Raw genomic sequence first — 23,932 nt, forward strand, 5'->3', positions numbered from 1 at the left:
ATTGAGATGGACGCACGCGAGCGGTTGATCGTCGGACTGGATGTTCCAACGATTGGCGAAGCGGAAAGACTGGTTTCCACGCTCGGCGACGACATTCTCTTCTACAAGATCGGCTATCAGCTCGTCTTTGCCGGCGGGCTGGAATTTGCCCGCGACCTTGCCGCAAGCGGCAAGAAAATCTTCCTCGACGTGAAGCTGCTCGATATCGACAACACGGTCGCGTCCGGCGTCGAGAACATCGCCAGGATGGGCATGTCGATGCTGACGCTGCATGCCTATCCGAAAGCGATGAAGGCAGCCGTCGAAGCTGCCAGGGGTTCCGGCCTCTGTCTGCTCGGCGTCACCGTGCTGACCTCAATGGATGCCGACGACCTTATCGATGCGGGTTATCAGTATGATCCGAAAACATTGGTCGCGCGCCGCGCCGAACAGGCGCGCGCCGCCGGCATGGGCGGCATCGTCTGCTCCGCCGAGGAATCGGCTGCTGTCCGCGAGATCGTTGGACCTGACATGGCGATCGTCACCCCCGGCATCCGCCCGGACGGCGCCGAGAAGGGCGATCAGAAGCGGGTGATGACGCCTGCAGATGCCCTGAGGGCGGGGTCCACCCATCTCGTTGTCGCCCGTCCGATCGTCAAGGCGCCGGAGCCGCGTGAAGCCGCTCGGGCAATCCTCAATGAAATGGTCGCCGCGCTCTGGCCGGCGAACCGCTGATAAAGGAGGCAATGATGGCCAAGGGATATTGGATCGCCCGCGTCGATGTGCGCGACCTCGAGCGCTACAAGGATTACGTCGCTGCCGCAAAGCCCGCCTTCGAAAAATATGGCGCAAATTTCCTCGCCCGTGGTGGCGCGATCACCGAGCTTGAAGGCAAGGCGCGCGCCCGTAACGTCGTCATCGAATTTCCCTCGATGCAACATGCCGTCGACTGCTACAATTCCCCGGAATACCAGATCGCCGCAAAAATCCGCCATGAAGTGGCCGATGCCGAAATGGTCGTCGTCGAAGGCATCTGAACCAGTTTCGAACGGGTAAGAACTGCGGCGCAATGGCCCTTTTCGTCGAGCCGGGATTGGGCTAAGACGAAACAATCACAGCATTCCAAAGCCTTTCGAGGAGCCTGCCATGACCCTTGCCAACCTGCCGCCGCTCGTCACCGTGTTCGGAGGGTCCGGCTTTGTCGGCAGGCACGTCGTGCGCGCGCTGGCCAAGCGCGGCTATCGCATCCGCGTTGCCGTGCGCCGCCCCGATCTCGCCGGCTTCCTGCAGCCGCTCGGCAATGTCGGCCAGATCTCTTTCGTGCAGGCCAACCTGCGCTACCGCAACTCGATCGACCGCGCCGTCGAAGGCGCCGACCACGTCATCAACTGTGTCGGCATTCTCTTCGAGAGCGGCCGCAACACTTTCGACGCGGTGCAGGAATTTGGCGGCCGCGCAGTAGCCGAGGCCGCCCGCAACGTCGGTGCGACACTCACGCACATTTCCGCTATCGGCGCCAACGCCGGTTCCAACTCCGACTACGGCCGCACCAAGGGCCGCGCAGAAGCCGCCATCCTGTCGCTCAAGCCGGATGCGATCATTTTCCGTCCGTCGGTCGTCTTCGGCCCGGAAGACAGCTTCTTCAACAAGTTCGCCGATATGGCGCGTACCTTCCCGGTCCTGCCGCTCGTCGGCGGCGGCAAGACGAAGTTTCAGCCCGTTTATGTCGAGGATATTGCCGAGGCCGTCGCCCGTGCCATCGACGGCAAGGTCGAAGGCGGCAAGATCTATGAGCTCGGCGGCCCTGAGGTCCTGACCTTCCGCGAATGTCTCGAGACCATACTCAAGGTTACGGTACGCAAGAATCCATTCATTTCCCTGCCTTTCGGCATCGCATCGCTGATCGGCAGCATTGCCTCGCTGGTACCTTTCATTGCGCCACCGATCACGCCGGACCAGGTGAAGCTGCTCAAGCACGACAATATCGTTTCCAAGGAAGCAGAAGCCGAAGGCCGCACGCTGAAGGGCCTCGGCATCACGCCGACGATGGCCACCTCGGTGCTCGACTCCTATCTGGTGCAATATCGTCCGCATGGCCAGTATACGGGGTCCGGCAAGGCTGCCTGATAGATCGATAGCCGACAATTTAAACGCCGTTCGCGAACTTCCGCGGACGGCGTTTTTCTTTTTCGCGAAGCGTAAATCCGGCGCAAGTCTGGCGTGTTTTGATGCGTTTCATAATGTGTAACGTTGCATAAAAGACGCATAGGAAAATTAGTGGAATTAACACCAAATTCAGCAGGAACGTTTATTGCTATTTGCCATTCCACTGACTAAACACCCCCGCGCGTCTCCAGAAGACTCAAGGCGCCTCGCAGGCGTGCGGCAATCACTGTGAAAGGCTATTTCTGATGGGCAAGTCAATCGCGCTTCTTTTTGCGTGTGCGGCACTGGTAATCCTCGCAGGCTCCTTCATTGCGCCGGGTTCCGTCGCAGCGGTGAAGGGCGGTTGCGCGCCGGCTTACGGCGTCGATCCCTGCTCTACGGCCTCCATCAGCCACTAAAAAGCCGGTCCTTTCGAACCGGCTTTATTTTATCCCGGCGCGAGCGACGCATATTCGATCGCTCGCGGGTTAACCGACTCAGCTAATAATGCCGGCCATCGCCATGCCGAGCAGTACGACACCCAAAATGATGCGATAGATCGCAAACACCGTGAAGCGGTTGCTCCTGATATAAGCCAGCAGCCATTTTACGGCGACAAAGGCGACGACGGTGGAAACGACGAAGGCAATGCCGAGCGCAGTCCAATCCTCGTTTGCCGCGCTGCCATCCTTGAAGGTTTTCAGCAGCGAAAATGCGCTTGCCGCATACATGGTCGGAATGCCGACGAGGAAAGCAAATTCGGTTGCGGCAGCTCGGTTAGCCGTGCCGGCGAGCATGGCGACGAAGATCGTGGCACCCGAGCGGGACGTTCCGGGGAAGACGCCTGCAACAACCTGCGCAATGCCCACAAGAATGGCAACGAGCCAGGTGATGTGAGTGCTCGGCGGGCGGCGGGCGGCGGCCCATTCGGCAACGATCATCCAGATGCCGCCGATGATCAGCGCCCAGGCAACCGGCGTTGCGTTCTCAGGCAGTTCGAAACCGAACCTCTTGACGATAAGCCCGAGGACCGCAGTGATCAGAAATGCGACGATCAGCTTGAGGGCATAATCGCGGTTCTGCGGATCGCGCCAACCGAGCAGCAGATCGAGCAAACGACGCCAGTAGATGATCGTAACGGCGAGGATCGCGCCTGCCTGGATGACGATGTTGAATGTATCCGAGCGGGCGCCAAGCCACTGTTCGGCAATGATCAGGTGGCCGGTACTCGAAATCGGCAGGAACTCGGTGATCCCTTCTATAATGCCCAGAATTATAGAGTTTATGTAGTCCATAAAGTGTCTCCGGTTTGGGGTTCGGTCGGACTGGAATGGCGGTCAGGTTTATATTGCACTGCACAATCATCATTCGCCAGAGCGGGAGGAAAGAAAAGGCGAGCGGGGAGTTGCGATGATTCAGGCAGCCATGTTTTGTCCCTTGTCAGCTGGGCGCGGCCCGATTCGCTTGTATTGGAGGGGCCAAACTCCTATAGCTTCAACTAATGAGTCATGACTAGGGCGGTATAAGTGGCGCGCCCTTGAGCCCATGCACCACAATCAAACGTTCGAGTATCGATGCCCACGCTTTACCATCATCCCATGTCGTCCGCATCTCGCTTCGTCAGGCTCATTCTGGCGGAATACGGCTATCAGGCGGAGTTGATCGAGGAACAGACCTGGGAAAAACGCCGCGACTTCCTGGCGCTCAACCCGGCTGGTACGCTGCCCGTCTATGTCGATGACAGCATGCGGGCGCTCTGCGGCGCGACTGTCATTTCGGAATATCTCGACGAAACGCATGGCGTGCTGAAACGCGACCGCCGGCTGCTTGCCGAAGATCCGTTCCAGCGTGCGGAGATCCGCCGCCTGACGGAATGGTTCATGCAGAAGATGGAAAACGATGTCACCAAGCCGCTGGCGCGCGAACGCGTTTATAAGCTGCAGATGACGGCGGATCAGGGCGGCGGAGCCCCAGATTCCAAAATGCTGCGCACGGCGCGTGCGAATATCCGCCAGCACATGCGCTATCTCACCTGGCTTGCGGGTTCGCGCCAATGGCTTGCCGGCGACCGAATGAGCTATGCCGATCTTGCTGCCGCGGCCTCCATTTCGATTCTCGATTATCTTGGCGAGATCGACTGGTCGGAATCGCCGCTCGCCAAGGATTGGTACCAGCGGCTGAAATCGCGCCCCTCCTTCCGCCCACTGCTCACCGAGCGCGTGCGCGGGCTGACGCCGGTTTCCCATTACGCCGACCTGGATTTCTGACGAGGGCTTTTGATGCCCGAGCCGAAAACCGAGGACACAAAAGAACGCAAGCGCCGCGACAATTTGACCGCCTTCCTGAAGGCGGAGGCGGTCGCTCTCGGCTTCGACCTCTGTCGCGTGACCCGTCCGGATTCGATCCTGGAGGCAAAGGAACGCCTTGGCCAATTCATCGATGCCGGCCGGCATGGGACGATGGAATGGATGGCAGAGACGCGCGAGCGCCGTGGCGATCCGCGCACGCTCTGGAGCGATGTACGCTCCGTCGCCGTCTTCGGCCTCAATTATGGGCCGGATGAAGATCCACGCAGTATTCTTGGCAAGAAGGATAGGGCCGCGATTTCCGTCTATGCCCGCAATCGCGATTATCATGATGTCATCAAGGGGCGGCTGAAGGAGATTGCGACGCGTTTTGCCGCCAAGGCGGGCGCAGACGTGAAAGTCTTCGTCGATACCGCACCCGTGATGGAAAAGCCGCTCGCGGCAGCAGCTGGTCTCGGCTGGCAGGGCAAACACACCAATCTTCTCAGCCGCGAGCATGGCTCCTGGCTTTTCCTCGGCTCGATGTTCACGACCGCCGATCTCAACATAGATGCCTCGGAGACCGATCATTGCGGTTCCTGCCGTGCCTGCCTCGATGCCTGCCCGACGGACGCCTTTCCGGCACCGTACCAGATCGATGCGCGCCGCTGCATCTCGTATCTGACGATTGAGCACAAGGGGCCGATCGATCCCGAGTTCAGGCCGCTAATCGGCAACCGCATTTACGGTTGCGACGATTGCCTCGCTGCATGCCCCTGGAACAAGTTCGCAAACGAAGCGTCAGAAATGAAGCTGAAGGCGCGTGAGGATCTAAAGGAACCTTCGATCGCCTTCCTCTTGACGCTCGACGATCCGACCTTCCGCACGTTCTTCAGCGGTTCGCCGGTCAAGCGTATCGGGCGCGACCGCTTCATTCGTAATGTGCTGATCGCTGCTGGCAATTCCGGCGAGCGCAGGCTGATCGAACGATGTCGTACGCTCGCCGTCGATGCCTCACCTGTCGTGCGCGGCATGGCAGTTTGGGCGCTAGCGCGACTCATGGAGGCTGGCGAATTCGAAGCCTTTGCCGCACAAAGGGAAAACGAGTCGGACGAAGAGGTCCTCAACGAATGGCGATTGGCGGGGGTGAACTGATGCACGTGATGATCTTTGGCTGCGGTTATTCCGGTACGGCGATCGCCAGAGCTTTTGGTGACAGCGGCATGCGCATCTCGGGAACGACCCGTTCGGAGGAGAAAGCGGAAGAGCTGAGGAAATCCGGGATCGAAGCCTTCATATTCGACGGGGAGACCTTGAGCGGCGACCTGCGGGCGGCCATGCCCGGCGTCACTCATCTCGTGCAATCGATCGCACCTCGCGATGCCGATCCACTGCTTGCATTGCTCGGTCAGGACAGCACGGCGCTTTTGCCGAAGCTGGAATGGATCGGCTATCTCTCCACAGTCGGCGTCTATGGCGACCACAGGGGCGCTTTGGTGACAGAGGAAACCCCTTGCGTGCCAGTCTCTGGCCGCTCGAAAGAACGGCTGGAAGCGGAGGAAGCCTGGCTTGCGCTCGGACGCAAGCGCGGCGTGCCGGCGGCGATATTGCGTCTCTCGGGCATCTATGGGCCGGGACGCAACGCCTTCGTCAATCTCGATCGGGGCAAGGCGCGTCGCATCGTCAAGAAAGACCAGGTCTTCAACCGCATTCGTGTTGAGGATATCGGCGCTTCTGCCCGCTTTCTATCCGAGCATGCGCTCGGCGGCATCTATAATGTCACCGACGACCAGCCCGGCCCGCCGCAGGACGTCATCGTCGAAGCGGCGCGGCTGATGGATGTCGAGCCGCCACCGGAACAGGCTTTCGAGACGGCAGAAATGACGCCGATGGCCCGCTCCTTTTATGGTGAGAACAAACGGGTTTCGAATGCCAAACTGAAGGCCGCAGGTTTCCATTTCGCCTTTCCGAACTACCCGATGTCGCTTGCCCAGCTCTGGCAAAACGGTCATTGGAAGGGATGATGAAATCACCCCATTCGGGTGAGTGGGCTATAACCCGTAAAGAGTAGAAATTTCCTACTTTCTAATTTTGGCGAACTGAATTTCGCTCCATATTATGGTTAACGGCCTCTAAATTTGCGCAAATGTGGCAGCAAATATGGCAGTCTGAGAAAAAAATTTTTGTGATTTCCAACGGCTATCAAATGTTTACCGTTTTTCGGGAAAAATCGTTCATATTTTAGCTGATTTCATTTGGTTTTTTCCAAAACCTGCCAATGCGGTGCCCTGCTACCGCAATGTTACCAAAATCACAAATGTTACAGACTGTAACGTTCCGTGATTGCGAACGGCACTTTTTCGCCACTTTTCCCCGGATTGAAGCCCCACCGCCTGCGAAGGCGCAAGTTCAACAGTTGAGGGACAATCCGTTTTGAAGAAAATCTGCCGTTCTCTAATCACTACCGCAGCTATTGCAGCCTGTTCATTCGCCCTTCCGGCGGAAGGATTTGCTGGTAACGGATGTGGCGGTGCTTCGTGGTACGCACTTCGCTCCAAAACTGCTTCCGGGGAACGCATGAACCCGGCCATCTATACTGCCGCACATCGTTCTCTGGCGTTCGGCACCAAGGTGAAGGTCACCAACCGCAACAACGGCCGCAGCGTCGTCGTTCGCATCAATGATCGTGGTCCGTTCATCCGCGGTCGCGTGCTCGATCTGTCACGCGCTGCCGCGCAGAACATCGGCATGGTCTCTACAGGTACTGCGAAGGTCTGCTACGAAATCATGAGCTGAGGCCAGGTCCTCCGCGAAATCCCTGCGCCGGATGCGGCGCTTGCTCTTGCCGTCAATCGCGGGTAACCACGCGGTTGGGACTTGTGAACAATCCGCCCAGTCACTCAGGTTTCCTTGGCAGGCTTCCTGGGACTCATTTGCGCGGATCGTTCACCAGCCAAGGCAATAGGAGAAGTTTGAATGCGTTTGGGCGGCCGCCTCGAAGGGGCGATTTCGGTTCTGGCTGATATCGATGCCCGCAAACGGCCTGTCGCCGATGCGCTGAAGGATTGGGGCCTTGCCCACCGTTTCGCCGGCTCCGGCGACCGGGCGGCGATCGGCAATATCGTTTATGACGCGCTGCGCATGCGCCTCTCCCACGCCTTCCTGATGGACGACGATAGTGCTGTTGCCATTGGGCACGCCGTCATGTTCCGCCAGTGGGGCTTCACGCCGGAAACGCTGGCTGCCGAACTTGCCGACGACAAGTTCGCACCAACGCCGCTTTCGACTGAGGCGCTCGCGGCCTTTACGAGCCGCTCTCTTTCCGACGCGCCCCTGCATGTACAGGGCGATATTCCCGATTGGGTCCAATCCTCCTTCGAACAAGCTTTCGGCGACGGCTGGCTTATCGAAGCGCAGGCGCTTGCCGGGCGCCCGACGCTCGATCTGCGCGCCAATATCCTGAAGGCCACCCGCGAAAAGGCCGTCAAGGCGCTGGAACGCGCCGGCGCGAAGGAGGCCAAGATCGCACGCCACGGCATCCGGATTGCCGCCGGTGAAGGTGCCTCACGTCTTCCAAACGTCACTGCGGAGCTTTCGTTCCAGAAAGGCTGGTTCGAAGTGCAGGACGAGGGATCGCAGATTGTTGCCGATCTTGTGCTGGCTGGGGATGGCGAGCAGGTACTGGATTACTGCGCCGGCGGCGGCGGCAAGACGCTTGCAATGGCGGCCGCCATGCACAACAAGGGCCAGGTTCACGCCTATGATGCCGACCGCAAGCGGCTGGCACCAATCATCGAGCGGCTGAAGCGCGCCGGCACGCGCAACGTTCAGGTCCATGACGATGTCAGGGGCCTGTCCAGCCTGCGTGGCCGCTGCGACAAGGTGCTGGTCGATGCACCCTGCACCGGTACGGGCACGTGGCGCAGACGCCCGGATACGAAATGGCGGCTGACAACCAAGAACCTCGACGAGCGCAAAGCCCAGCAGCAGGACGCGCTGACGCAAGCGAGCAGCTTTGTGCGCCCCGGCGGCGAACTGGTCTACGTTACCTGCTCGGTGCTGCCGCAGGAAAATGAAGAGCAGGTGCGGCGCTTTGCTACCGACAACGGCGATTTCGAAATCGTCAATGCCCTGCCGGCCTGGGACAGCCTGTTCGGCAAGGAAAGCACACGCCCACGCTCTTCCGACGGCAAGACGATCACCCTGACGCCGGCCTCGACGGATACGGACGGCTTCTTCTTCTGCCGCCTCAAAAGGAACCGCTGAGCGGGCCGGTCTGCCGCGGAAATCGAAAACGCGGCGTGACCGGCATGTGCCAGATGACACAACAGCAGAACGCGCTGAATTTTCGGGCAAATGTTCTTCCGCCAGCCAGGTTGAACACAGTAAATCCATCCTTAAAACCATTCCAAACTAGAGTGTTTGACACCAGTTTGCTTTTGCGCGAAGAGACGATTGCCGGATTCAGACGGAAATCCGTCACAGGAGAGGATCATGAAGCTCAACCGCACATTCCGCGCAGCCGCGCTGGCGATTGCCCCCGCCGCCCTGCTCGCCCTTCCCGCCCATGCGGCAACCGACGCAGCGGCTGTCGTGAAGCATTATGCTGAAGTCGCACATGCGAAGTACGAAGACTCGCTGACAACAGCCAAGGCGCTCGACGCGGCCATCGACGCGTTTCTGAAGTCGCCTGATGATGCCACGCTGAAGGCCGCCAAGGACGCCTGGATCAAGGCACGTGTTCCCTATCAGCAAACCGAAGTCTATCGTTTCGGCAACCCTGTTGTTGACGACTGGGAAGGCAAGGTCAACGCATGGCCGCTCGACGAAGGCCTGATCGATTATGTCGATCCCTCCTATGGCACGGAAAGCGACGAGAACTCCCTCTATGTCGCAAACGTCATCGCCAACAAGACGATCAAGATCGACGGCAAGGATGTCGACGCCTCCAAGCTGACACCGGAGTTCCTCTCCGGCACGCTTGCTGAGGCCGGCGGTATCGAAGCCAACGTCGCGACCGGCTACCACGCCATCGAATTCCTGCTCTGGGGCCAGGATCTGCACGGCACGGGGCCTGGCGCCGGCGAACGTCCAGCCAGCGACTACGACCTGAAGAATTGCACGCACGGCAATTGTGACCGCCGCGCCGACTATCTGAAGTCGGCCTCCACGCTGCTCGTTTCCGACCTGCAGGAAATGACCGACGACTGGGCGCCGGATGGAGAAGCCGCAAAGCATGTCGAAGCCGATCCGAAGGCTGGCCTCGTCGCCATCCTCACGGGCATGGGTTCACTCTCCTACGGTGAGCTTGCCGGCGAGCGCATGAAGCTCGGCCTGCTGCTGCACGATCCGGAAGAAGAGCATGATTGCTTCTCCGACAACACCTACAACTCGCATCTGAACGACGCGATCGGCATCGCCGCCGCCTATACGGGCGAATATACCCGCGTCGACGGCACCAAGCTGGCCGGCCCGTCGCTGCACGACCTCGTTTCAGCCAAGGATAAGGCTCTGGACGCCGAGATGACCGGCAAGCTCAACAAGACGCTGGATGCCATGCATGCCATGGCCAAGCGCGGCGAGACGGTCGAGAAGTACGACCAGATGATCGGCGAGGGCAACAAAGAAGGCAACGCTGTCGTTCAAGCGGCCATCGACGGCCTCATTGACCAGACGAAGTCGGTCCAGCGCGTTATTGCCGCACTTGACCTCGGCACCGTCGAGCTTGAAGGTTCCGACAGCCTGGATAATCCTAACGCTGTCTTCAAATAAGCAAAAAGGCGGGCCGCTCCGAACCCGGAGCGGCCCGGATCCTTGAAATGTCGCATAACCCGGTCGGACGTCTTTTTATCAGCGCAGCTTTCTGCGCTTTGGTTGCCGGGCTGCCCGTCGCCATAGCCGGCGCCTTCGACCTTCCGGCTGAACGTACCGATCTTTCCAGTGCGGATTTGAAGCGCGTCGCCGATGTCACGCGGCCGACCGGCGATTTCACCAAGGCTGAACCCTATGAGGCGATGCAGGCGGGTGCAGCGACCTCCATCGATCCGATCACCGAAGACAGCTTCTCGCATATCGCCGCTAATATTCCCTTCGAGGAAGAACAGAATTTCCGACTCGGCAATGCACTCTTCCGCAAACTCTGGGTCTCTGCACCCTCCTCGACGCAAGCGTCCGACGGGCTCGGCCCACTTTTCAATGCCCGCTCCTGCATGAGTTGTCACGCCAATGACGGCCGCGGCAAACCACCGGAGGGTGGTCCGAGCGCCACGTCGATGGTCCTTCGCGTAGCCCGTGCGGCAAAAACACCTGAGGAAGAAAAAGCGATCGCCGGGGCCGATGTCGTCAATTTCCCCGATCCGGTTTACGGCCACCAGCTTCAGGATCTTGCCGTTCCCGGGCTTGCCGCCGAAGGCAAGATTGCCGTCAGCTATACAGAGGAGATCGCGGCACTTGCCGGCGGCGAGACGGTGAGCCTGCGCAAGCCTGTCTATTCCGCCAATGACCTTGCCTATGGTCCGTTCGATCCGGCGACGACGATCTCTGCGCGCGTTGCCCCGGCGATGATCGGCCTCGGGCTGATCCAGGCGATCCCCGAGGCAGATATTCTCGCTCACGCCGACCCTGCCGATCTCGATCACGATGGAATCTCCGGCAAGGCGGCCATCGTGCGCGACCACCGTAATGGCAAGATTGCGCTCGGCCGTTTCGGCTGGAAGGCGCAGAACGCCACGGTACGCGACCAAAGCGCCGACGCCTTTTCCAACGACATCGGCATTTCGACGCCGGACGCGCCCAATGCGTATGGCGATTGCACTGCGGCCGAGACAAAATGTCTCGGCATGCCTGATGGCGTGCAGAAACGCCTCGGCGACGAGGAAGCCCCGGACCCTGTGCTTGATCTCGTCACCTTCTATTCAGAGAACCTCGCCGTGCCGGCACGCCGCAAGGCGAGCTTTGCCGGGACCCTGCGCGGCAAGCAGCTTTTCTACGAATCCGGCTGCATTTCCTGCCACGTGCCGAAGTTCGTCACCCGCCGCGATACCGCTGAGAAGGCCCAATCCTTCCAGCTTATCTGGCCCTATTCGGATTTCCTGCTACACGACATGGGCGATGGCCTGGCGGACGGACAGCAAGTAGGACTTGCCAGCGGACGTGAATGGCGCACGCCTCCGCTATGGGGTATAGGACTGACCCGGACTGTCAGCGGACACAGCTTCTTCCTGCATGACGGCCGCGCCAGAAATCTCACCGAAGCGATCCTCTGGCATGGCGGCGAAGCTGAAAAAGCCCGTAACGCATTCTCCTCGCTGTCAAAAGACGATAGAGAGGCCCTGATTACATTCCTGGAGTCACTCTGATGCGCCCTTGGCATACCCTCCTTTGCCTCGCCCTGACCGGCCTTGCCACATCGGCAGCCGCCCAGAGCGCCGCACCGCCCGCTTCGGGCCTCAACGAGGATGCCGTGCCCTCAGTCATGCAGCGCGCCGTCGATGAGGTCATCCGCCCCGGCTACCGCAACATGCAGCAATCGGCCGCACGCCTGACGACCGCCATGAACGATCTCTGCGCATCCGGCACGCAGCAGACGCTCGACCGCGCCAAATCCACTTTCGACGATACGATCCGTTACTGGTCGACCATCGAGATCGTGCAAACAGGCCCGGTCATCCAGGACAATCTCTTCGAACACATCCTCTTCTATCCCGACCGCAAGGGCGTCGGCCTCAAGCAGGTGCAGGCGCTTATCGCCAAGGCCGATCCGAAGGACACGGCCGTCGATGCCATCGCCGGCAAAAGTGTGGCCCTGCAGGGCCTGACCGCGCTCGAATATGTACTTTACGGCAGCGGTTCTGAAGATCTCATCAAGCAGAAGGGCGGCTTCCGCTGCCTCTACGGCCAAGCGGTCGCCGGCAATATCCAGCGAGAGGCCGGCGAAGTGGTCGCCGCCTGGGAAAAGCCTGACGGCGTGCAGGCGAGCTGGAAGCATCCCGGCCCGCAGAGCGACGATTTCATGGACAACAAGGAGGCCGTCACCGCCCTTCTCGGCATCCTCGTCCACGGCGCCGAGAATGTCCGCGATCAGCGGCTGGAGCAGTTCTACAAGGGCAAGGATACGCCTGCTCGCCCGCGCATGGCGATCTACTGGCGGTCCAAAAACACGTGGAAGTCCATGGCTGCCAATCTCGAGGGCATCCGGACGCTCTGGCAGAAGGCCGGCATGGCCGAGCTGTTGCCGCCGGAGAAGAAGCAGGTTGCCGATGCGATCGACACCAAGCTCAAGACGATCATCGACAGCGTCTCCAAGCTGAACCCGGATATCGAAATCGCCGTCAGCGATGCGGAAAAGGCCAAGCTCGATACGCTGCTGACCGAGAGCCGCGACCTCATCACCACGATCAGCGACCAGTATGGCGCCGCGATCGGCCTTTCGGCCGGCTTCTCCTTCTCGGACGGGGACTGAGCCAGTGTGGCGCAGCGCCGCCATCGACAGACGCGGTTTCATCAAGGCCGCCGGCATCGGCTTCCTGGCCGCGCTGAAGCCGCAGGCGCTGTTGGCGCTCGACCGCGCCGATGCCGTCTATGCCTCCGGCATCCGTGCCGCCAACGGCTCCTTCGCCGTGGCAACGGTCACCGAGCGTGGCGAGATCGTCGATCAGGTGACGCTTCCCGCCCGCGCCCACGGCATGGCCCATAGCAGCGCCACCGGCCGCGCCGTCGCCTTTGCGCGCCGGCCCGGCACATTCGCCATGATCTTCGATCCCCGGAACCAGGCAGAGCCCATCGTCATCACCTCGCCGGAGGACCGGCATTTCTACGGCCACGGCGCCTTTTCGCCGGATGGACGGCTGCTCTATGCCAGCGAGAACGACTTCGACAATAACAGGGGCATGATCGGCCTCTACGATGCGACGAACCGTTTTGCCCGCATCGGTGAGTATGAGACCTATGGCGTCGGCCCGCACGACATGACGGTTTCCGATGACGGCCGCATGCTCATCGTCGCCAATGGCGGCATCGAGACACATCCGGACTTCGGCCGCACCAAGCTCAATCTCGGCAATATGCAGCCGTCGCTGGCGCTCATCGATGCGGTGACCGGCGCACTGATCGAAAAACACACGCTGCCGCCGCAATGGTCGTCAGTCTCCACACGCCATGTCGATATCGACGCCAGCGGCCGCATCTGGTTTGCCTGCCAATACGAAGGTCACCGCAAGGATCTACCGCCGCTCGTCGGCCATTTCGCCAAGGGCGAGGATCTTGTTTTCATAGACCTGCCCGAGGAGACGACACGGCTACTTGCCAATTATGTCGGGGCGATCGCCGTCAACCGGAAGGAAGGGCTCGTCGGTGTCACCTCGCCGATCGCCGGTGCGTCCGTCACCATTGATGGGAAGACGGGCAAGGTACTGCGCGAGGAAAGCATTCCCGATGCCGCGGGCATTGCGCCGGCACCTGATGGTTTTGTCGTTTCATCCTATGACGGCAATTTCCTTTCCGCTCAAAGCGATGTCGCCTGGGACCAGCATATCGTGCGCATCGCTCAGCAAGCGTCCGTACGGTAAGCCTTCCAGTCCCTTTCAGTGGCTTCCGCGGTTGCCCGCGCCGCCTCGTAAAGCCAGTTCTCGCCGCGGGAGCGCAGATCATTGCGAATTGCCGCAACACTTGCTGCGTCATCTGAATGGCAGTTGGCGATCTCGAAGCCCATCAGTTCCAGCATCGAGCCGTTCAACAGGGTCTTCGCATCGCTCTTGATCTCGATCTTGCGGCTGTTGGGCGAAAGCCTGCGAACGAGAATGCGACCGGTTACAACGAAATGGGGATCGGGGCTGCGCATCCGTCCGGCGGCGATGACGCCGGTTCTGATGACGTGATCTCCTGATCTGGCCAAAGACCAGGCGGAGGGCACAAGGGCCTTGGCTTCACGCAACACCGGGCCGCCGCGCCACTCCTTCACATAGGCGATGAAACGCGGCCGCCCGAGACTTCCCGTCCCCTTCGTCACCGGTACAGGTGTGGCATTTCCCGAACCCCTCGGCAGAGCATTTTTCAAGGCCTCGACAAAACGGCCGGGTGCCGGCCTTTTGCCGGGTTTGCGCTTATCGCATTTTTCCCAGAAGTCTTTCCGCTCATCTTCCGAAAGCAAAAGCTTGTCGCGGAGCCAAGGATGATCGCGCTCCAGGATGACCGGAGCCGAGTGCTCAAGGCCGCGCACATAGCCAGCGAGGATGAGCTCGGCGATCGCCCTGCCGGAAATCCCGTCATCCGACTGAGCCAGAACGGCGCTTGCCACCAGCCGCACGAGATCCAGCCCGTAGGGCATGATCGCCGCGTCGTCGAAATCATTGGCACCCCAGACGAGCCGTCCCTCGATATCCCGCCAGGTCCCGAAATTCTCCAGATGCGTATCCCCGATCGACAGCACTTGCGGCATGTCGGCAAGCTCGGGCCTGACGTCGTAGATGATCTCGGACCAACGCCAGTAGGTGGCGCGCAAGAATGCGAAGGCCTCGTCGCACATCTTCCGGTGTTTCTCGTCGAGATCCTCCTGCACGAGCTCGCCCTGCAGCTCGTTTGCCAGCCACGCCTCATAATCGTCCACAGATTGAGAAAATCTCTTCATCGGCTCGCCCTCAGCTTCGGTCGATCATAATCCTGCGGGCCCTTATTCAGAAGAGGTTTCGGGATGATCCCAGGACGGACGCGACGAAGCGGAAATTCAGTCGTCGCGCCCATGACAAGATGTGTATCCGTCGTCTTTCTAGGCGACTAATTGCGCCGGAGCATCGAACAGGCCGAGCTTGCCGCGGATGCTGCAGGCCGTCCGTGAAACGACTGGCGTGGCTCCCTGGGCGGAAACGATCCAGTCGAATAGATGACCAGAGAGAGCCGCGTGATCGAAATTCGACCGAAAGACAAAAACATCGTAAGCCGGATTGAAACCTTGTCGAATCCGGCCGGTCATGCCACTTTCGCGGCTGCGAGAGGGACTGCGATGAACAATACCGACAGGGGCGATTTCCGGGAGCGGATCCGCCAGAATTTTTCCCGCCAGGCGGCAATGCACACGATCGGCGCGGAGCTGACACGCGTCGAGCACGGCGTGGTGGAAATCGAGCTTCCTTTCGACGTCAAACTGACACAGCAGCACGGCATTTTGCACGCGGGCATCATTTCCGCCGCGCTCGATTCGGCGTGCGGATTTGCCGCCTACAGCGTTATCGATCCTGACGCCTCGATCCTGACGATCGAGTTCAAGGTCAACCTCATGTCGCCGGGGCGCGGCGAACGCTTCCTCTTCAGGGGCGAGATCACGAAACCCGGCTCCAACATCATCGTCGCCGATGGGCGAGGTTATGCGATCAGCGATGGGCCTGCGAAGCTCATCGCATCCATGACCGGCACGATGATGGTTATCCGCGGAAGAGAGGGAATTACGGGATGAAATTCGAACTGAAGTCGGTCGCAGGCAAATCCATCCTGTTCGTCATGGCCGCAGAGGCCGAATATGGTCCGTTCCTGCGCTCACGCATCGAGCCGCTGATGACTGGCGTCGGCCCGGTCGAGGCGGCGATCGCCCTCACCAAGTCGCTCTCCCGTCTCGATGCATCCGACGATCTGCCCGATCTCGTGGTATCGCTCGGCTCGGCCGGCTCGGCGCGGCTGCAACAGACCGAGGTCTATCAGGTTACCTCCGTCTCCTACCGCGACATGGACGCCTCGCCTCTCGGCTTCGAAAAGGGCAAGACGCCCTTCCTCGACCTGCCGGCAGACCTCGATCTGCCGCTGCGCATTCCCGGTGTTCCCGAAGCCACCCTTTCGACCGGCGGCAATGTCGTCTCCGGTGCGGCCTATGCCAATATCGCAGCCGACATGGTCGACATGGAAACCTATGCAGTGCTGCGCGCCTGCCAGGGCTACAAGCTGCCCCTGATCGGCCTTCGCGGCATTTCGGATGGTGCAGTCGAGCTACAGCATATTTCCGGCTGGACAGAATATTTGCACATCGTCGACCGCAAACTTTCCTATGCCGTCGACAGTCTGTTTACTGCTCTGGAAGATGGCGTTTTCTGGTTCTAAGGGCTGAAAACAGGGACAATCGGGACAATAAAACCCGGCTTCGGCCGAATTCCCGGATTGCAAGCAGAGGCGCTTTTCATTAAAGGCTCGCCATGACCCAGACAGCACATCCCGATAGCGTTCTCATCGTCGATTTCGGCAGCCAGGTGACCCAGCTCATCGCACGACGCGTGCGTGAAGCCGGTGTCTATTGCGAGATCGTTCCCTTCCAGTCCGCCGAAGAGGGCTTCAATCGCCTCCAGCCGAAAGCCGTGATCCTGTCCGGCAGCCCGGCCTCGACGGTGGATGAAGGATCGCCAAGGGCGCCGCAGATCATCTTCGACAGCGGCCTTCCGGTGTTCGGCATCTGCTACGGCCAGCAGACGATGTGCATGCAGCTCGGCGGCCTCGTGGAGAGCGGTCATCACCGCGAATTCGGACGCGCCTTCCTCGAAGTCGATGAGGACTGCGCTCTTTTTGAGGGATTGTGGTCCAAAGGCTCCCGCCATCAGGTCTGGATGAGCCATGGCGACCGCGTGACGAGACTGCCCGAGGGCTTCGAGGTTGTTGCAACCTCCTCCAACGCGCCATACGCCTTCATCGCCGACGAGAAACGCAAATATTACGGCGTGCAGTTTCATCCGGAGGTCGTGCACACGCCTGATGGCGCAAAGCTGATCGCTAACTTCATTCACAACATTGCCGGCATCAAGGGCGACTGGACCATGTCGGCCTATCGCCAGAAGGCGGTTGACGACATTCGCAAACAGGTCGGCGACAAGCGTGTCATCTGCGCCCTTTCGGGCGGTGTAGACTCCTCCGTTGCGGCGCTGCTCATCCACGAGGCGGTCGGCGACCAACTGACCTGTATCCTCGTCGACCACGGCCTGATGCGCAAGGACGAGGCGGCGGGCGTCGTCGCCATGTTCCGCGAGCACTACAACCTGCACCTGATCCATGTCGATGCAGCCGATCGCTTCATCGGCGAACTCGAAGGCGTCTCGGACCCGGAAACCAAGCGCAAGATCATCGGTCGCCTGTTCATCGAGACTTTCGAGGATGAAGCCAAGAAGCTCGGCGGCGCCGATTTCCTCGGCCAGGGCACGCTCTATCCCGATGTGATCGAGTCCGTTTCCTTCACTGGTGGCCCCTCCGTCACCATCAAGTCGCACCACAATGTCGGCGGCCTGCCGGAGCGCATGAAGATGCAGCTCGTCGAGCCGCTGCGTGAGCTCTTCAAGGATGAAGTGCGCGCCCTCGGCAAGGAACTCGGCCTGCCTGACAGCTTCATCGGCCGCCACCCCTTCCCGGGTCCGGGCCTCGCTATCCGCTGCCCCGGCGGCATCACCCGCGAAAAGCTCGAGATCCTGCGCGAAGCCGATGCGATCTATCTCGACGAGATCCGCAAGGCCGGCCTCTATGACGCCATCTGGCAGGCCTTCGCCGTGCTGCTGCCTGTCCAGACCGTCGGCGTCATGGGCGACGGCCGTACCTACGAATTCGTCTGCGCACTGCGCGCCGTCACCTCCGTCGACGGTATGACGGCGGATTTCTACCATTACGATATGGAATTCCTCGGCCGCGCCGCCACCCGCATCATCAACGAAGTCCGCGGCATCAACCGCGTCGTTTATGATGTGACGAGCAAGCCGCCGGGCACGATCGAGTGGGAGTGAAGGGGAGTAGTATCGGAAGCAGAGGACATTCGAGCGAACCCTGGGGCCATCGATAGCAGTCGATAGGTTCCAGGCGCCCCGCAGATCTGCCGCTCCGTCGGGCGTCTCCCCGCTCTTCGAACGGCGCCCATGCGCCGTCAGGCCCACCCCAACCTACGCGACTTTGTGGCCTTCAAATACTCGGTCGCGCGCTGCTAGAAGAAGCTAGCGCGCGACCAATTCTCGGCGTCGATCACACGGTCGCAGATCGATTACTGCTCCTTCTTGAACAAATCCTGGAAGATGAGCTGGCCCCAAGTGCGGCCGCGTGCGTGCACCAGCGCGCCACCCTCGCTGAGCTTTCCGAGCGTGACGGGTGCGAACCCGAGTCGTTTGGCCAAGGCCGCCACGGGAGCAATCGCGTCCTCGTCGTCGCTCGACAAAAAGACGACCCGGTGTCCGCCCTCGACGATCGGATCGGCGGCCAAGGTGGCCGCAACCAGGTGATTGAAACCTTTGACGAGCTTGGCGCCGGTGAACGCCTTCGCGACGAAGGCGGAGGACGGGAGACCGTCCAGCTCTTCAACGAGAACTCCAAAGGCGTTCGTGGCGTCGATGACTGTCTTGCCTTCCCAGCTCGGCAGGGCCTTCGCAACCTCGCGATGCTCACCGAACGGGACCGCCAAGATGATTGTGTCGGCCTCGAGTGCATCCCGCAGCGACTTGGCGACGACCCCGGGTCCAATCGCCCGAGCCTGCAGCGCCAACGCCTCGGCCGGCCGGCGGCTCGCGACGGCCACGTCGATGTTTTTACGGGCGAAGGTATGGGCGAGAGCCTGGCCTACCGCACCGAATCCTATAATCGCATAGCTCATAATACTTCTCCGTGTTGATATTGATCCCCCGGCCTAGCCCGGCGGAACGCGTCAGAGTTGCGCGAGGCCGCCGTCTACCGCGACCTCGCTGGCGGTCATGAAGCTGCTGTCCGGCGACGCGAGAAATGCAGCCACCGCTCCGATCTCCGCCGGATCGGCCATACGCTGAAGCGGGGTCATCGAGGCGAAGACCTTCTGGCCCTCCTCGCCGAGCGCTTCCTTCGCCAGTTCGGTCGCCGTTGCCCCGGGCGACAGCACATTTACACGGATGCCGGTGCCTTTAAGGTCTTCCGCCCAGGTCCGCGCGAGGTTGCGCACTGCCGCCTTGCTCGCGCTGTAGGCGCTGAATGCCGGGGCGCCCGTGGTGCCGGCGCTAGAGCCGGTCAGGATGATCGAACCGCCTTCCCCCATCAGCGGCAGCGCCTTCTGGACCGTCATGATCGTACCCTTCACATTGGTGTCGAAAGTTTCATCGATGTGCTCGGGGGTGATCTTGCCGAGCGGAAGCGGGCTTCCCGCCCCGGCATTGGCAAAGACGATATCGAGGGTTCCGCGCTCGGCCGCCACCGCCGCGTAGAGTCGGTCGAGGTCGGCCAAATCGGAGACCGAGCCCTTCACCGCGCGGGCATTCGGCCCGAGGTCCGCCAAAGCCGCGTCGAGCGCATCTTGCCGGCGGCCGAAGATGAAGACGAAGGCGTCCTCGTCAATGAAGCGCTTTGCTGCGGCGCGGCCGATGCCGGTAGCGCCACCGGTGATAACGGCAGTCTTTCCATTCAGTCTGTTCATGTCATGCATCCTTCGTTGCCCCTGGTCGTTCGGGGACGCCCCGAGACCCTCAACATAGGTCCGCAGGATTCAGGCGGTGAGTGCGGAAGCGCGCACATCGGTGGTGCAAAATCGATCCGGCCGGACGAATGATGCTGGCCGCGACAGTCGATATCGCGCTTGTCAACATGGCCTTTGATGACCACCAATACTGCAGTACGATGCAGTAGAGACGGCTTTGGAAGGCGCACCGGGCGGTGCAGGATTGCACCATGATCGACTGGGATGACATTCGCTACTTTCTGGCTGTGGCGCGCGGAGGCTCAGTGCGGGCTGCCGCCGAGAGCCTCGGGGTGTATCACTCGACCGTGCTGCGACGCATCGCACAGCTCGAAGAACGCCTCGGGGCGCGGATGTTCGAAAAGCTGCCTTCGGGCTATCGCCTGACGGCTGCGGGCGAGGAGGTCCTCGAGCTTGCCAACCAGATGGAAGCGTCGTCACACCAGCTGGAGACGCGCGTCTTCGGGCGCGACCAAAGCGTGCGCGGGCTTCTGCGGGTGACGTTGGCTCCGACACTCGCGACACACCTGCTCATGCCGGATTTCGCCGATTTCGCGCGCCTGCATCCGGACATCGAGATGGAAATCTCGTCGTCCGGCGAGCTGGCAAATCTTACGAACAGAGAGGCCGACGTGGCGATCCGCGTCGTTTACGACCGCAAAACGCTGCCGCTCAATCTTCACGGCCTGAAGGGACCGGAGCTGTTCGGTGGAGTCTACATGTCCCGCGACCGACTAGCCGCATGGCGTGCGGGCGCGCCTGATCCCATCCGGTGGATCGTCATAAGCATTCATGGAATTCCGGATTGGGCCAGCGAGGGTGAGGTTCGCACCGCGGGGGGTCCATTCAGGATTACGGACGCCGAGGCGCAGATCGTTGCTGTGCGGCAAGGGCTCGGGATCACAACACTGCCGTGCTTCGTCGGAGATGCCGACCCCTTACTGGTGAGGGTGCCGGGCACCGACCTGCACATGTATGGAACGCTCTGGCTTCTCACACAGGGGGAGACGCGCAAGACGAAGCGCGTGCAGCTCTTTACCGAGTTCGTATCCCGCAGGCTCGCCGCCTCCGCTCCGCTTCTCGCGGGGCTGTGCATATCGCGCGACTGACGCCCGGCAGGTCGCAGGCGACGCTTGCCGTAATCCGATCGGAAGCCGAGCTGCGATCGCTTCGCGGCGGCTACGCTATCAAATAAGGCGCCGAGAAGGGTTACTGCCCGCCACCAACCGATTACACCCAGAAAAAATCAACCTCGGACAGCAGGATAAAACAGCGCCACGCAAGGTTGCTGTTTGACCTTTTCAACTCATCACTGCGAAAGCCGCTGTCCTTTAAGCCCGAGACGCGTCTCTCTCAGGGATGAGTGCCGCCAACTCATCAACCCGAGGTAATCGATGCCAACACTTACTTTTGCGAATACGAAAGGAGGCGCCGGCAAAACGACGGTCGCCCTCGTTCTTGCCACAGAACTGGCTCGCCGTGGCCATCGCGTTTCCGTTCTGGATGCAGACCCTCAGCAATGGGCCACACGCTGGCACCGCCTGACAGGGGAAGCAGCCAATTTCGCCGTCATGCCAGGCGTCAGTGAAGATACGATCGAACAGCAGATCAAGGACCTCAAGAAACGGGGCGGTTATGTCATCATCGACCTGCCGGCCGGGATGACCCCGCTGATGGCGAAGGCCATCGGCTTTTCAGATCATGTGATGGTTCCGGTGCAGGGCTGCGCCATGGATGCCGTCGGCGGCGCGCAGGTGCTTGAGATCTTGAAGCAGCTTGCGGCCCAGCATGATATTCTCATCCCGCATTCGGTCGTGCTGACCCGCATCAGCTCGATCATCACGACGCGCGCATTGCTCGCCGTAAAGGGTCTGCTCGCCAAGCAGGAGGTGAACGTCATCGACACGGCGTTGATCGAGCGCGCGGCCTATCGCGACATGTTCGTTTCCGGCGGCAGCCTCTACACGATGGATCCTGCCCGTGTCAGCAATCTCGACAAGGCGCAAGACAATGCCCGCTTGCTGGCAGACGATGTTCTTCGTCTCGCGCCGCCGAAGGCAGCCCGCACCAGGTCTCCCAAGAAGGCGGCTGAGCTCGTCAAGAACGCTGCATAAGACTTGTCTCAACGCTCGATTGACGCCAACAAACGGCTGCCTTGCGGCAGCCGTTTCAGTCTTTAATATCCCCAAAAAATATTTTGTTCATGTTTTGTTCTTGACTATAATGTCAATCCGGGTATGCTCCTCCTTGTCGAAACAAGGAGGCGGGCGATGTAGTCCGTAGTTCAAATGCCTCATTTTCCACTCGATCCGAATAGCGCAGGCCCGCAGAAGAAATCCGATCTTGTCGGAGAATTTCACGACAGGATTTTCTTCGCGCTTCGTCCAACCATCGAAGCGGCATCCGAGGCGCTGGACATCGCGCAAGTGTATCGCAATAGACATTCTCTGACCGGGCCCTCGCGGCCCAACGCAGTGCTTCATGTCACGCTGAACGGCATTGGCGCCTACCGTCGGCTCCCGGATGATATCGTGTTCGCCGCTGAACAAGTCGCCGCGACAGTCCGTGCCCAGCCGTTCGAAATTGTTCTCGACGAGGCCATGAGCTTCAAGCATCCTGGCCAAGCGCAGGCTTTCGTCATCTGTGGCAGGCAAGAAAACGAAGGCCTGCTGGATCTTCGCAACCAAATTCAAGAAGGTCTCTACGAGGCCGGGCTACCCTATAATGTTGGCGGACATCTGACGCCGCACATGACGATGGTCTATGATCGCAAGACCGTGCTGCCTGAAAAGCTTGACCGACCTGTGCGCTGGACCGTCCAGGAGTTCCTGCTGATTCACAGCATCTATGGGAAGAGCGAGCATCACGTCATCAACCGGTGGCCTCTCATCGGCTGAGCTGCGCTTGCACCGCGGGTGGGGATTCGCCTAAAACTCCCCACTCAATATGCACATGCGGAGCAAGACAGTGGACGTTTCAGAGATCATCATCCCCGGCGATACGCCCGGCATCGAATGGCGGTTGCCGGTCATGCGCTTCAGAGGAAGCGATCCGGCGGCGCCCAAGGTCTATATCCAGGCCGCGTTGCATTCCAATGAACTGCCGGGAACGGCGCTTGCGCATTTTCTCTGCCTTCAACTCGGGCAAGCAGAAAGCGAAGGACGTATCGCCGGCGATATCACGCTCGTGCCGCAGGCAAATCCGATCGGGGCGGCGCAATCGCATTTCGGCGAGTTGCAGGGCCGCTTCGATTTGGGATCGCGGACCAATTTCAATCGGGATTTTCCGCTGATCTCGGTTCGCGACCGGGAGGAGTTGCTTGACGGTCTCGATGATTATCCGGCTACAGATCGATTGAAGCGAAAGCTGATTGACATGGCACTCGGGGCCGATCTGGTGCTCGATCTGCATTGCGATGATGAATCGCTGCAATATGCCTATATCGATGAGGCCTTCTGGCCGGAGGCAGCGGACCTTGCCAATGCGCTCGACATGGAAGCAGTGCTGCTTTCTGATGGCGAAAGCTCCGCCTTTGAAGAAGCGGTCGGTTTTGCCTGGAAATATGAGGTGCCAGGCGAGCGCAAGACAAAGCTTCCGGGCAAGCTTTCGGTGACGGTGGAGCTGCGCGGCCGGCGCGACGTCTATCCCGATATGGCCGCAAAAGACGCCGAAGGCCTGCTGCAATTCCTGATCGGGCGTGGTGTCGTCAACGGCCGGGCAGGCGGTGACAAGACCTTCTTCGGACCGGCCGTGCCGCTCGACAATGTCGAGATCGTGCGCGCGCCGCAGGGTGGCACAGTGTTGTTCCATCGCAATATCGGCGAACGTGTTTCTGAAGGAGAGCTTCTGGCGACGATCATCACCCGACCCGGCTTTGCCGAAGGCGATATCCACATCCTGGCGCCGCAGGGCGGGCTGCTGCTGACCCGCACGTCCGATCGGCTGGTGCGCCGGCGAGGCGACCTAGTGAAGATCGCGGCCGACCGGCCGAGCAAGGCGACGCGGAGGGCCGGCGCGCTGGAAAACTGAACCGGCGTTCTTTTCCACACGCGAATGTAAGGCTCCGCGCAACTGTCACACAGGCTTCAAGATAATCCGCCAAGCCGTT

The 23,932-nt window shown here is 60.5% G+C and carries 25 protein-coding genes; 20 read left to right on the forward strand and 5 right to left on the reverse strand.

Annotation, left to right across the window (positions count from 1 at the left end; all coding sequences use genetic code 11):
• Window positions 1-6: 6 nt before the first annotated feature.
• From pyrF to AC1DUP_RS08625, 4 genes are all read left to right on the forward strand, one after another.
• On the forward strand, window positions 7-714 hold the full coding sequence (pyrF, locus tag AC1DUP_RS08610) for an orotidine-5'-phosphate decarboxylase (RefSeq protein ID WP_477832424.1): 708 nt from the start codon (window positions 7-9) through the stop codon (window positions 712-714).
• Window positions 715-728: 14 nt separating this feature from the next.
• Window positions 729-1,016 (forward strand): DUF1330 domain-containing protein, encoded by a 288-nt coding sequence (locus tag AC1DUP_RS08615; protein WP_113307715.1) that lies wholly within the window; start codon window positions 729-731, stop codon window positions 1,014-1,016.
• A 109-nt stretch (window positions 1,017-1,125) separates the two neighbouring features.
• Window positions 1,126-2,106 (forward strand): complex I NDUFA9 subunit family protein, encoded by a 981-nt coding sequence (locus AC1DUP_RS08620; protein ID WP_113307714.1) that lies wholly within the window; start codon window positions 1,126-1,128, stop codon window positions 2,104-2,106.
• A gap of 284 nt (window positions 2,107-2,390) precedes the next feature.
• Entirely contained in the window at window positions 2,391-2,543 is a 153-nt protein-coding gene (locus AC1DUP_RS08625; RefSeq protein WP_477832425.1) for a hypothetical protein, read from the forward strand.
• Window positions 2,544-2,621: 78 nt separating this feature from the next.
• Here AC1DUP_RS08625 and AC1DUP_RS08630 read toward each other — a convergent pair whose 3' ends face one another.
• The gene (locus AC1DUP_RS08630; RefSeq protein ID WP_113307713.1) at window positions 2,622-3,419 is read right to left on the reverse strand and encodes an undecaprenyl-diphosphate phosphatase; all 798 of its coding nucleotides are present in this window, start codon (window positions 3,417-3,419) and stop codon (window positions 2,622-2,624) included.
• A gap of 279 nt (window positions 3,420-3,698) precedes the next feature.
• On the opposite strand from AC1DUP_RS08630, the gene AC1DUP_RS08635 reads away from it, so the two are divergent.
• The 9 genes from AC1DUP_RS08635 (at window position 3,699) to AC1DUP_RS08675 (ending at window position 13,975) form a co-directional block, all read left to right on the forward strand.
• Entirely contained in the window at window positions 3,699-4,391 is a 693-nt protein-coding gene (locus AC1DUP_RS08635) for a glutathione S-transferase family protein (protein WP_113298271.1), read from the forward strand.
• Window positions 4,392-4,403: 12 nt separating this feature from the next.
• Window positions 4,404-5,564, forward strand: a complete 1,161-nt coding sequence (gene queG / locus AC1DUP_RS08640; protein WP_477832426.1) for a tRNA epoxyqueuosine(34) reductase QueG — start codon at window positions 4,404-4,406, stop codon at window positions 5,562-5,564.
• The gene (locus AC1DUP_RS08645) at window positions 5,564-6,433 is read left to right on the forward strand and encodes an SDR family oxidoreductase (RefSeq protein ID WP_477832427.1); all 870 of its coding nucleotides are present in this window, start codon (window positions 5,564-5,566) and stop codon (window positions 6,431-6,433) included. Before queG ends, AC1DUP_RS08645 begins: the two co-directional genes overlap by 1 nt.
• A 409-nt stretch (window positions 6,434-6,842) precedes the next feature.
• Complete coding sequence (locus AC1DUP_RS08650) at window positions 6,843-7,205, forward strand: septal ring lytic transglycosylase RlpA family protein (protein ID WP_113298269.1); 363 nt, start codon at window positions 6,843-6,845, stop codon at window positions 7,203-7,205.
• Window positions 7,206-7,385: 180 nt separating this feature from the next.
• Window positions 7,386-8,675, forward strand: a complete 1,290-nt coding sequence (locus AC1DUP_RS08655) for an RsmB/NOP family class I SAM-dependent RNA methyltransferase (protein ID WP_477832428.1) — start codon at window positions 7,386-7,388, stop codon at window positions 8,673-8,675.
• 228 nt (window positions 8,676-8,903) lie between these two features.
• On the forward strand, window positions 8,904-10,181 hold the full coding sequence (locus AC1DUP_RS08660) for an imelysin family protein (protein WP_113507388.1): 1,278 nt from the start codon (window positions 8,904-8,906) through the stop codon (window positions 10,179-10,181).
• Between the two features lie 47 nt (window positions 10,182-10,228).
• Entirely contained in the window at window positions 10,229-11,767 is a 1,539-nt protein-coding gene (locus AC1DUP_RS08665; RefSeq protein ID WP_477832429.1) for a di-heme oxidoreductase family protein, read from the forward strand.
• On the forward strand, window positions 11,767-12,870 hold the full coding sequence (locus AC1DUP_RS08670; protein WP_477832430.1) for an imelysin family protein: 1,104 nt from the start codon (window positions 11,767-11,769) through the stop codon (window positions 12,868-12,870). The genes AC1DUP_RS08665 and AC1DUP_RS08670 overlap by 1 nt, the downstream gene beginning before the upstream one ends.
• Window positions 12,871-12,874: 4 nt before the next feature.
• The gene (locus AC1DUP_RS08675) at window positions 12,875-13,975 is read left to right on the forward strand and encodes a DUF1513 domain-containing protein (RefSeq protein ID WP_477832431.1); all 1,101 of its coding nucleotides are present in this window, start codon (window positions 12,875-12,877) and stop codon (window positions 13,973-13,975) included.
• Here the strand turns inward: AC1DUP_RS08675 and AC1DUP_RS08680 are convergent.
• On the reverse strand, window positions 13,954-15,033 hold the full coding sequence (locus AC1DUP_RS08680; RefSeq protein ID WP_477832432.1) for a DUF2252 family protein: 1,080 nt from the start codon (window positions 15,031-15,033) through the stop codon (window positions 13,954-13,956). The genes AC1DUP_RS08675 and AC1DUP_RS08680 overlap by 22 nt on opposite strands.
• 138 nt (window positions 15,034-15,171) lie before the next feature.
• Window positions 15,172-15,375: a hypothetical protein gene (locus AC1DUP_RS08685; RefSeq protein WP_477832433.1), complete on the reverse strand. Its 204-nt coding sequence runs from the start codon at window positions 15,373-15,375 to the stop codon at window positions 15,172-15,174.
• Between the two features lie 30 nt (window positions 15,376-15,405).
• On the opposite strand from AC1DUP_RS08685, the gene AC1DUP_RS08690 reads away from it, so the two are divergent.
• From AC1DUP_RS08690 to guaA, 3 genes are all read left to right on the forward strand, one after another.
• Window positions 15,406-15,855: a PaaI family thioesterase gene (locus AC1DUP_RS08690; protein WP_113298261.1), complete on the forward strand. Its 450-nt coding sequence runs from the start codon at window positions 15,406-15,408 to the stop codon at window positions 15,853-15,855.
• On the forward strand, window positions 15,852-16,490 hold the full coding sequence (locus AC1DUP_RS08695) for a 5'-methylthioadenosine/S-adenosylhomocysteine nucleosidase (protein ID WP_113298260.1): 639 nt from the start codon (window positions 15,852-15,854) through the stop codon (window positions 16,488-16,490). Before AC1DUP_RS08690 ends, AC1DUP_RS08695 begins: the two co-directional genes overlap by 4 nt.
• A gap of 92 nt (window positions 16,491-16,582) precedes the next feature.
• Window positions 16,583-18,145 carry a glutamine-hydrolyzing GMP synthase gene (gene guaA / locus AC1DUP_RS08700; RefSeq protein ID WP_113298259.1) on the forward strand — a complete coding sequence of 521 codons (1,563 nt, stop codon included), beginning with the start codon at window positions 16,583-16,585 and terminating at the stop codon, window positions 18,143-18,145.
• Window positions 18,146-18,396: 251 nt separating this feature from the next.
• On the opposite strand, the gene AC1DUP_RS08705 is transcribed toward guaA, so the two are convergent.
• Window positions 18,397-18,999 carry an NADPH-dependent F420 reductase gene (locus AC1DUP_RS08705; protein ID WP_477832434.1) on the reverse strand — a complete coding sequence of 201 codons (603 nt, stop codon included), beginning with the start codon at window positions 18,997-18,999 and terminating at the stop codon, window positions 18,397-18,399.
• Window positions 19,000-19,050: 51 nt separating this feature from the next.
• On the reverse strand, window positions 19,051-19,785 hold the full coding sequence (locus tag AC1DUP_RS08710) for an SDR family NAD(P)-dependent oxidoreductase (RefSeq protein ID WP_477832435.1): 735 nt from the start codon (window positions 19,783-19,785) through the stop codon (window positions 19,051-19,053).
• Window positions 19,786-20,036: 251 nt separating this feature from the next.
• Here AC1DUP_RS08710 and AC1DUP_RS08715 point away from each other — a divergent pair, with 251 nt between their 5' ends.
• The 4 genes from AC1DUP_RS08715 (at window position 20,037) to AC1DUP_RS08730 (ending at window position 23,853) form a co-directional block, all read left to right on the forward strand.
• Window positions 20,037-20,933, forward strand: a complete 897-nt coding sequence (locus AC1DUP_RS08715; RefSeq protein WP_113507381.1) for a LysR family transcriptional regulator — start codon at window positions 20,037-20,039, stop codon at window positions 20,931-20,933.
• A gap of 285 nt (window positions 20,934-21,218) precedes the next feature.
• Window positions 21,219-21,938: an AAA family ATPase gene (locus AC1DUP_RS08720; protein WP_477832436.1), complete on the forward strand. Its 720-nt coding sequence runs from the start codon at window positions 21,219-21,221 to the stop codon at window positions 21,936-21,938.
• A gap of 174 nt (window positions 21,939-22,112) precedes the next feature.
• On the forward strand, window positions 22,113-22,721 hold the full coding sequence (locus AC1DUP_RS08725; RefSeq protein WP_477832437.1) for a 2'-5' RNA ligase family protein: 609 nt from the start codon (window positions 22,113-22,115) through the stop codon (window positions 22,719-22,721).
• Between the two features lie 70 nt (window positions 22,722-22,791).
• Complete coding sequence (locus AC1DUP_RS08730; protein WP_477832438.1) at window positions 22,792-23,853, forward strand: M14 family metallopeptidase; 1,062 nt, start codon at window positions 22,792-22,794, stop codon at window positions 23,851-23,853.
• Window positions 23,854-23,932 lie beyond the last annotated feature (79 nt).

Source organism: Rhizobium sp. 01L419 (assembly GCF_056400025.1).

Excerpts from the sequence above, each read along its gene's own strand:
- pyrF (WP_477832424.1), top strand. The coding sequence starts at position 7 with ATGGACGCACGCGAGCGGTTGATCGTCGGACTGGATGTTCCAACGATT.
- AC1DUP_RS08615 (WP_113307715.1), top strand. The coding sequence starts at position 729 with ATGGCCAAGGGATATTGGATCGCCCGCGTCGATGTGCGCGACCTCGAG.
- AC1DUP_RS08620 (WP_113307714.1), top strand. The coding sequence starts at position 1,126 with ATGACCCTTGCCAACCTGCCGCCGCTCGTCACCGTGTTCGGAGGGTCC.
- AC1DUP_RS08625 (WP_477832425.1), top strand. The coding sequence starts at position 2,391 with ATGGGCAAGTCAATCGCGCTTCTTTTTGCGTGTGCGGCACTGGTAATC.
- AC1DUP_RS08630 (WP_113307713.1), bottom strand. The coding sequence starts at position 3,419 with ATGGACTACATAAACTCTATAATTCTGGGCATTATAGAAGGGATCACC.
- AC1DUP_RS08635 (WP_113298271.1), top strand. The coding sequence starts at position 3,699 with ATGCCCACGCTTTACCATCATCCCATGTCGTCCGCATCTCGCTTCGTC.
- queG (WP_477832426.1), top strand. The coding sequence starts at position 4,404 with ATGCCCGAGCCGAAAACCGAGGACACAAAAGAACGCAAGCGCCGCGAC.
- AC1DUP_RS08645 (WP_477832427.1), top strand. The coding sequence starts at position 5,564 with ATGCACGTGATGATCTTTGGCTGCGGTTATTCCGGTACGGCGATCGCC.
- AC1DUP_RS08655 (WP_477832428.1), top strand. The coding sequence starts at position 7,386 with ATGCGTTTGGGCGGCCGCCTCGAAGGGGCGATTTCGGTTCTGGCTGAT.
- AC1DUP_RS08660 (WP_113507388.1), top strand. The coding sequence starts at position 8,904 with ATGAAGCTCAACCGCACATTCCGCGCAGCCGCGCTGGCGATTGCCCCC.
- AC1DUP_RS08665 (WP_477832429.1), top strand. The coding sequence starts at position 10,229 with ATGTCGCATAACCCGGTCGGACGTCTTTTTATCAGCGCAGCTTTCTGC.
- AC1DUP_RS08670 (WP_477832430.1), top strand. The coding sequence starts at position 11,767 with ATGCGCCCTTGGCATACCCTCCTTTGCCTCGCCCTGACCGGCCTTGCC.
- AC1DUP_RS08680 (WP_477832432.1), bottom strand. The coding sequence starts at position 15,033 with ATGAAGAGATTTTCTCAATCTGTGGACGATTATGAGGCGTGGCTGGCA.
- AC1DUP_RS08685 (WP_477832433.1), bottom strand. The coding sequence starts at position 15,375 with ATGACCGGCCGGATTCGACAAGGTTTCAATCCGGCTTACGATGTTTTT.
- AC1DUP_RS08690 (WP_113298261.1), top strand. The coding sequence starts at position 15,406 with ATGAACAATACCGACAGGGGCGATTTCCGGGAGCGGATCCGCCAGAAT.
- AC1DUP_RS08695 (WP_113298260.1), top strand. The coding sequence starts at position 15,852 with ATGAAATTCGAACTGAAGTCGGTCGCAGGCAAATCCATCCTGTTCGTC.
- guaA (WP_113298259.1), top strand. The coding sequence starts at position 16,583 with ATGACCCAGACAGCACATCCCGATAGCGTTCTCATCGTCGATTTCGGC.
- AC1DUP_RS08705 (WP_477832434.1), bottom strand. The coding sequence starts at position 18,999 with ATGAGCTATGCGATTATAGGATTCGGTGCGGTAGGCCAGGCTCTCGCC.
- AC1DUP_RS08710 (WP_477832435.1), bottom strand. The coding sequence starts at position 19,785 with ATGAACAGACTGAATGGAAAGACTGCCGTTATCACCGGTGGCGCTACC.
- AC1DUP_RS08715 (WP_113507381.1), top strand. The coding sequence starts at position 20,037 with ATGATCGACTGGGATGACATTCGCTACTTTCTGGCTGTGGCGCGCGGA.
- AC1DUP_RS08720 (WP_477832436.1), top strand. The coding sequence starts at position 21,219 with ATGCCAACACTTACTTTTGCGAATACGAAAGGAGGCGCCGGCAAAACG.
- AC1DUP_RS08725 (WP_477832437.1), top strand. The coding sequence starts at position 22,113 with ATGCCTCATTTTCCACTCGATCCGAATAGCGCAGGCCCGCAGAAGAAA.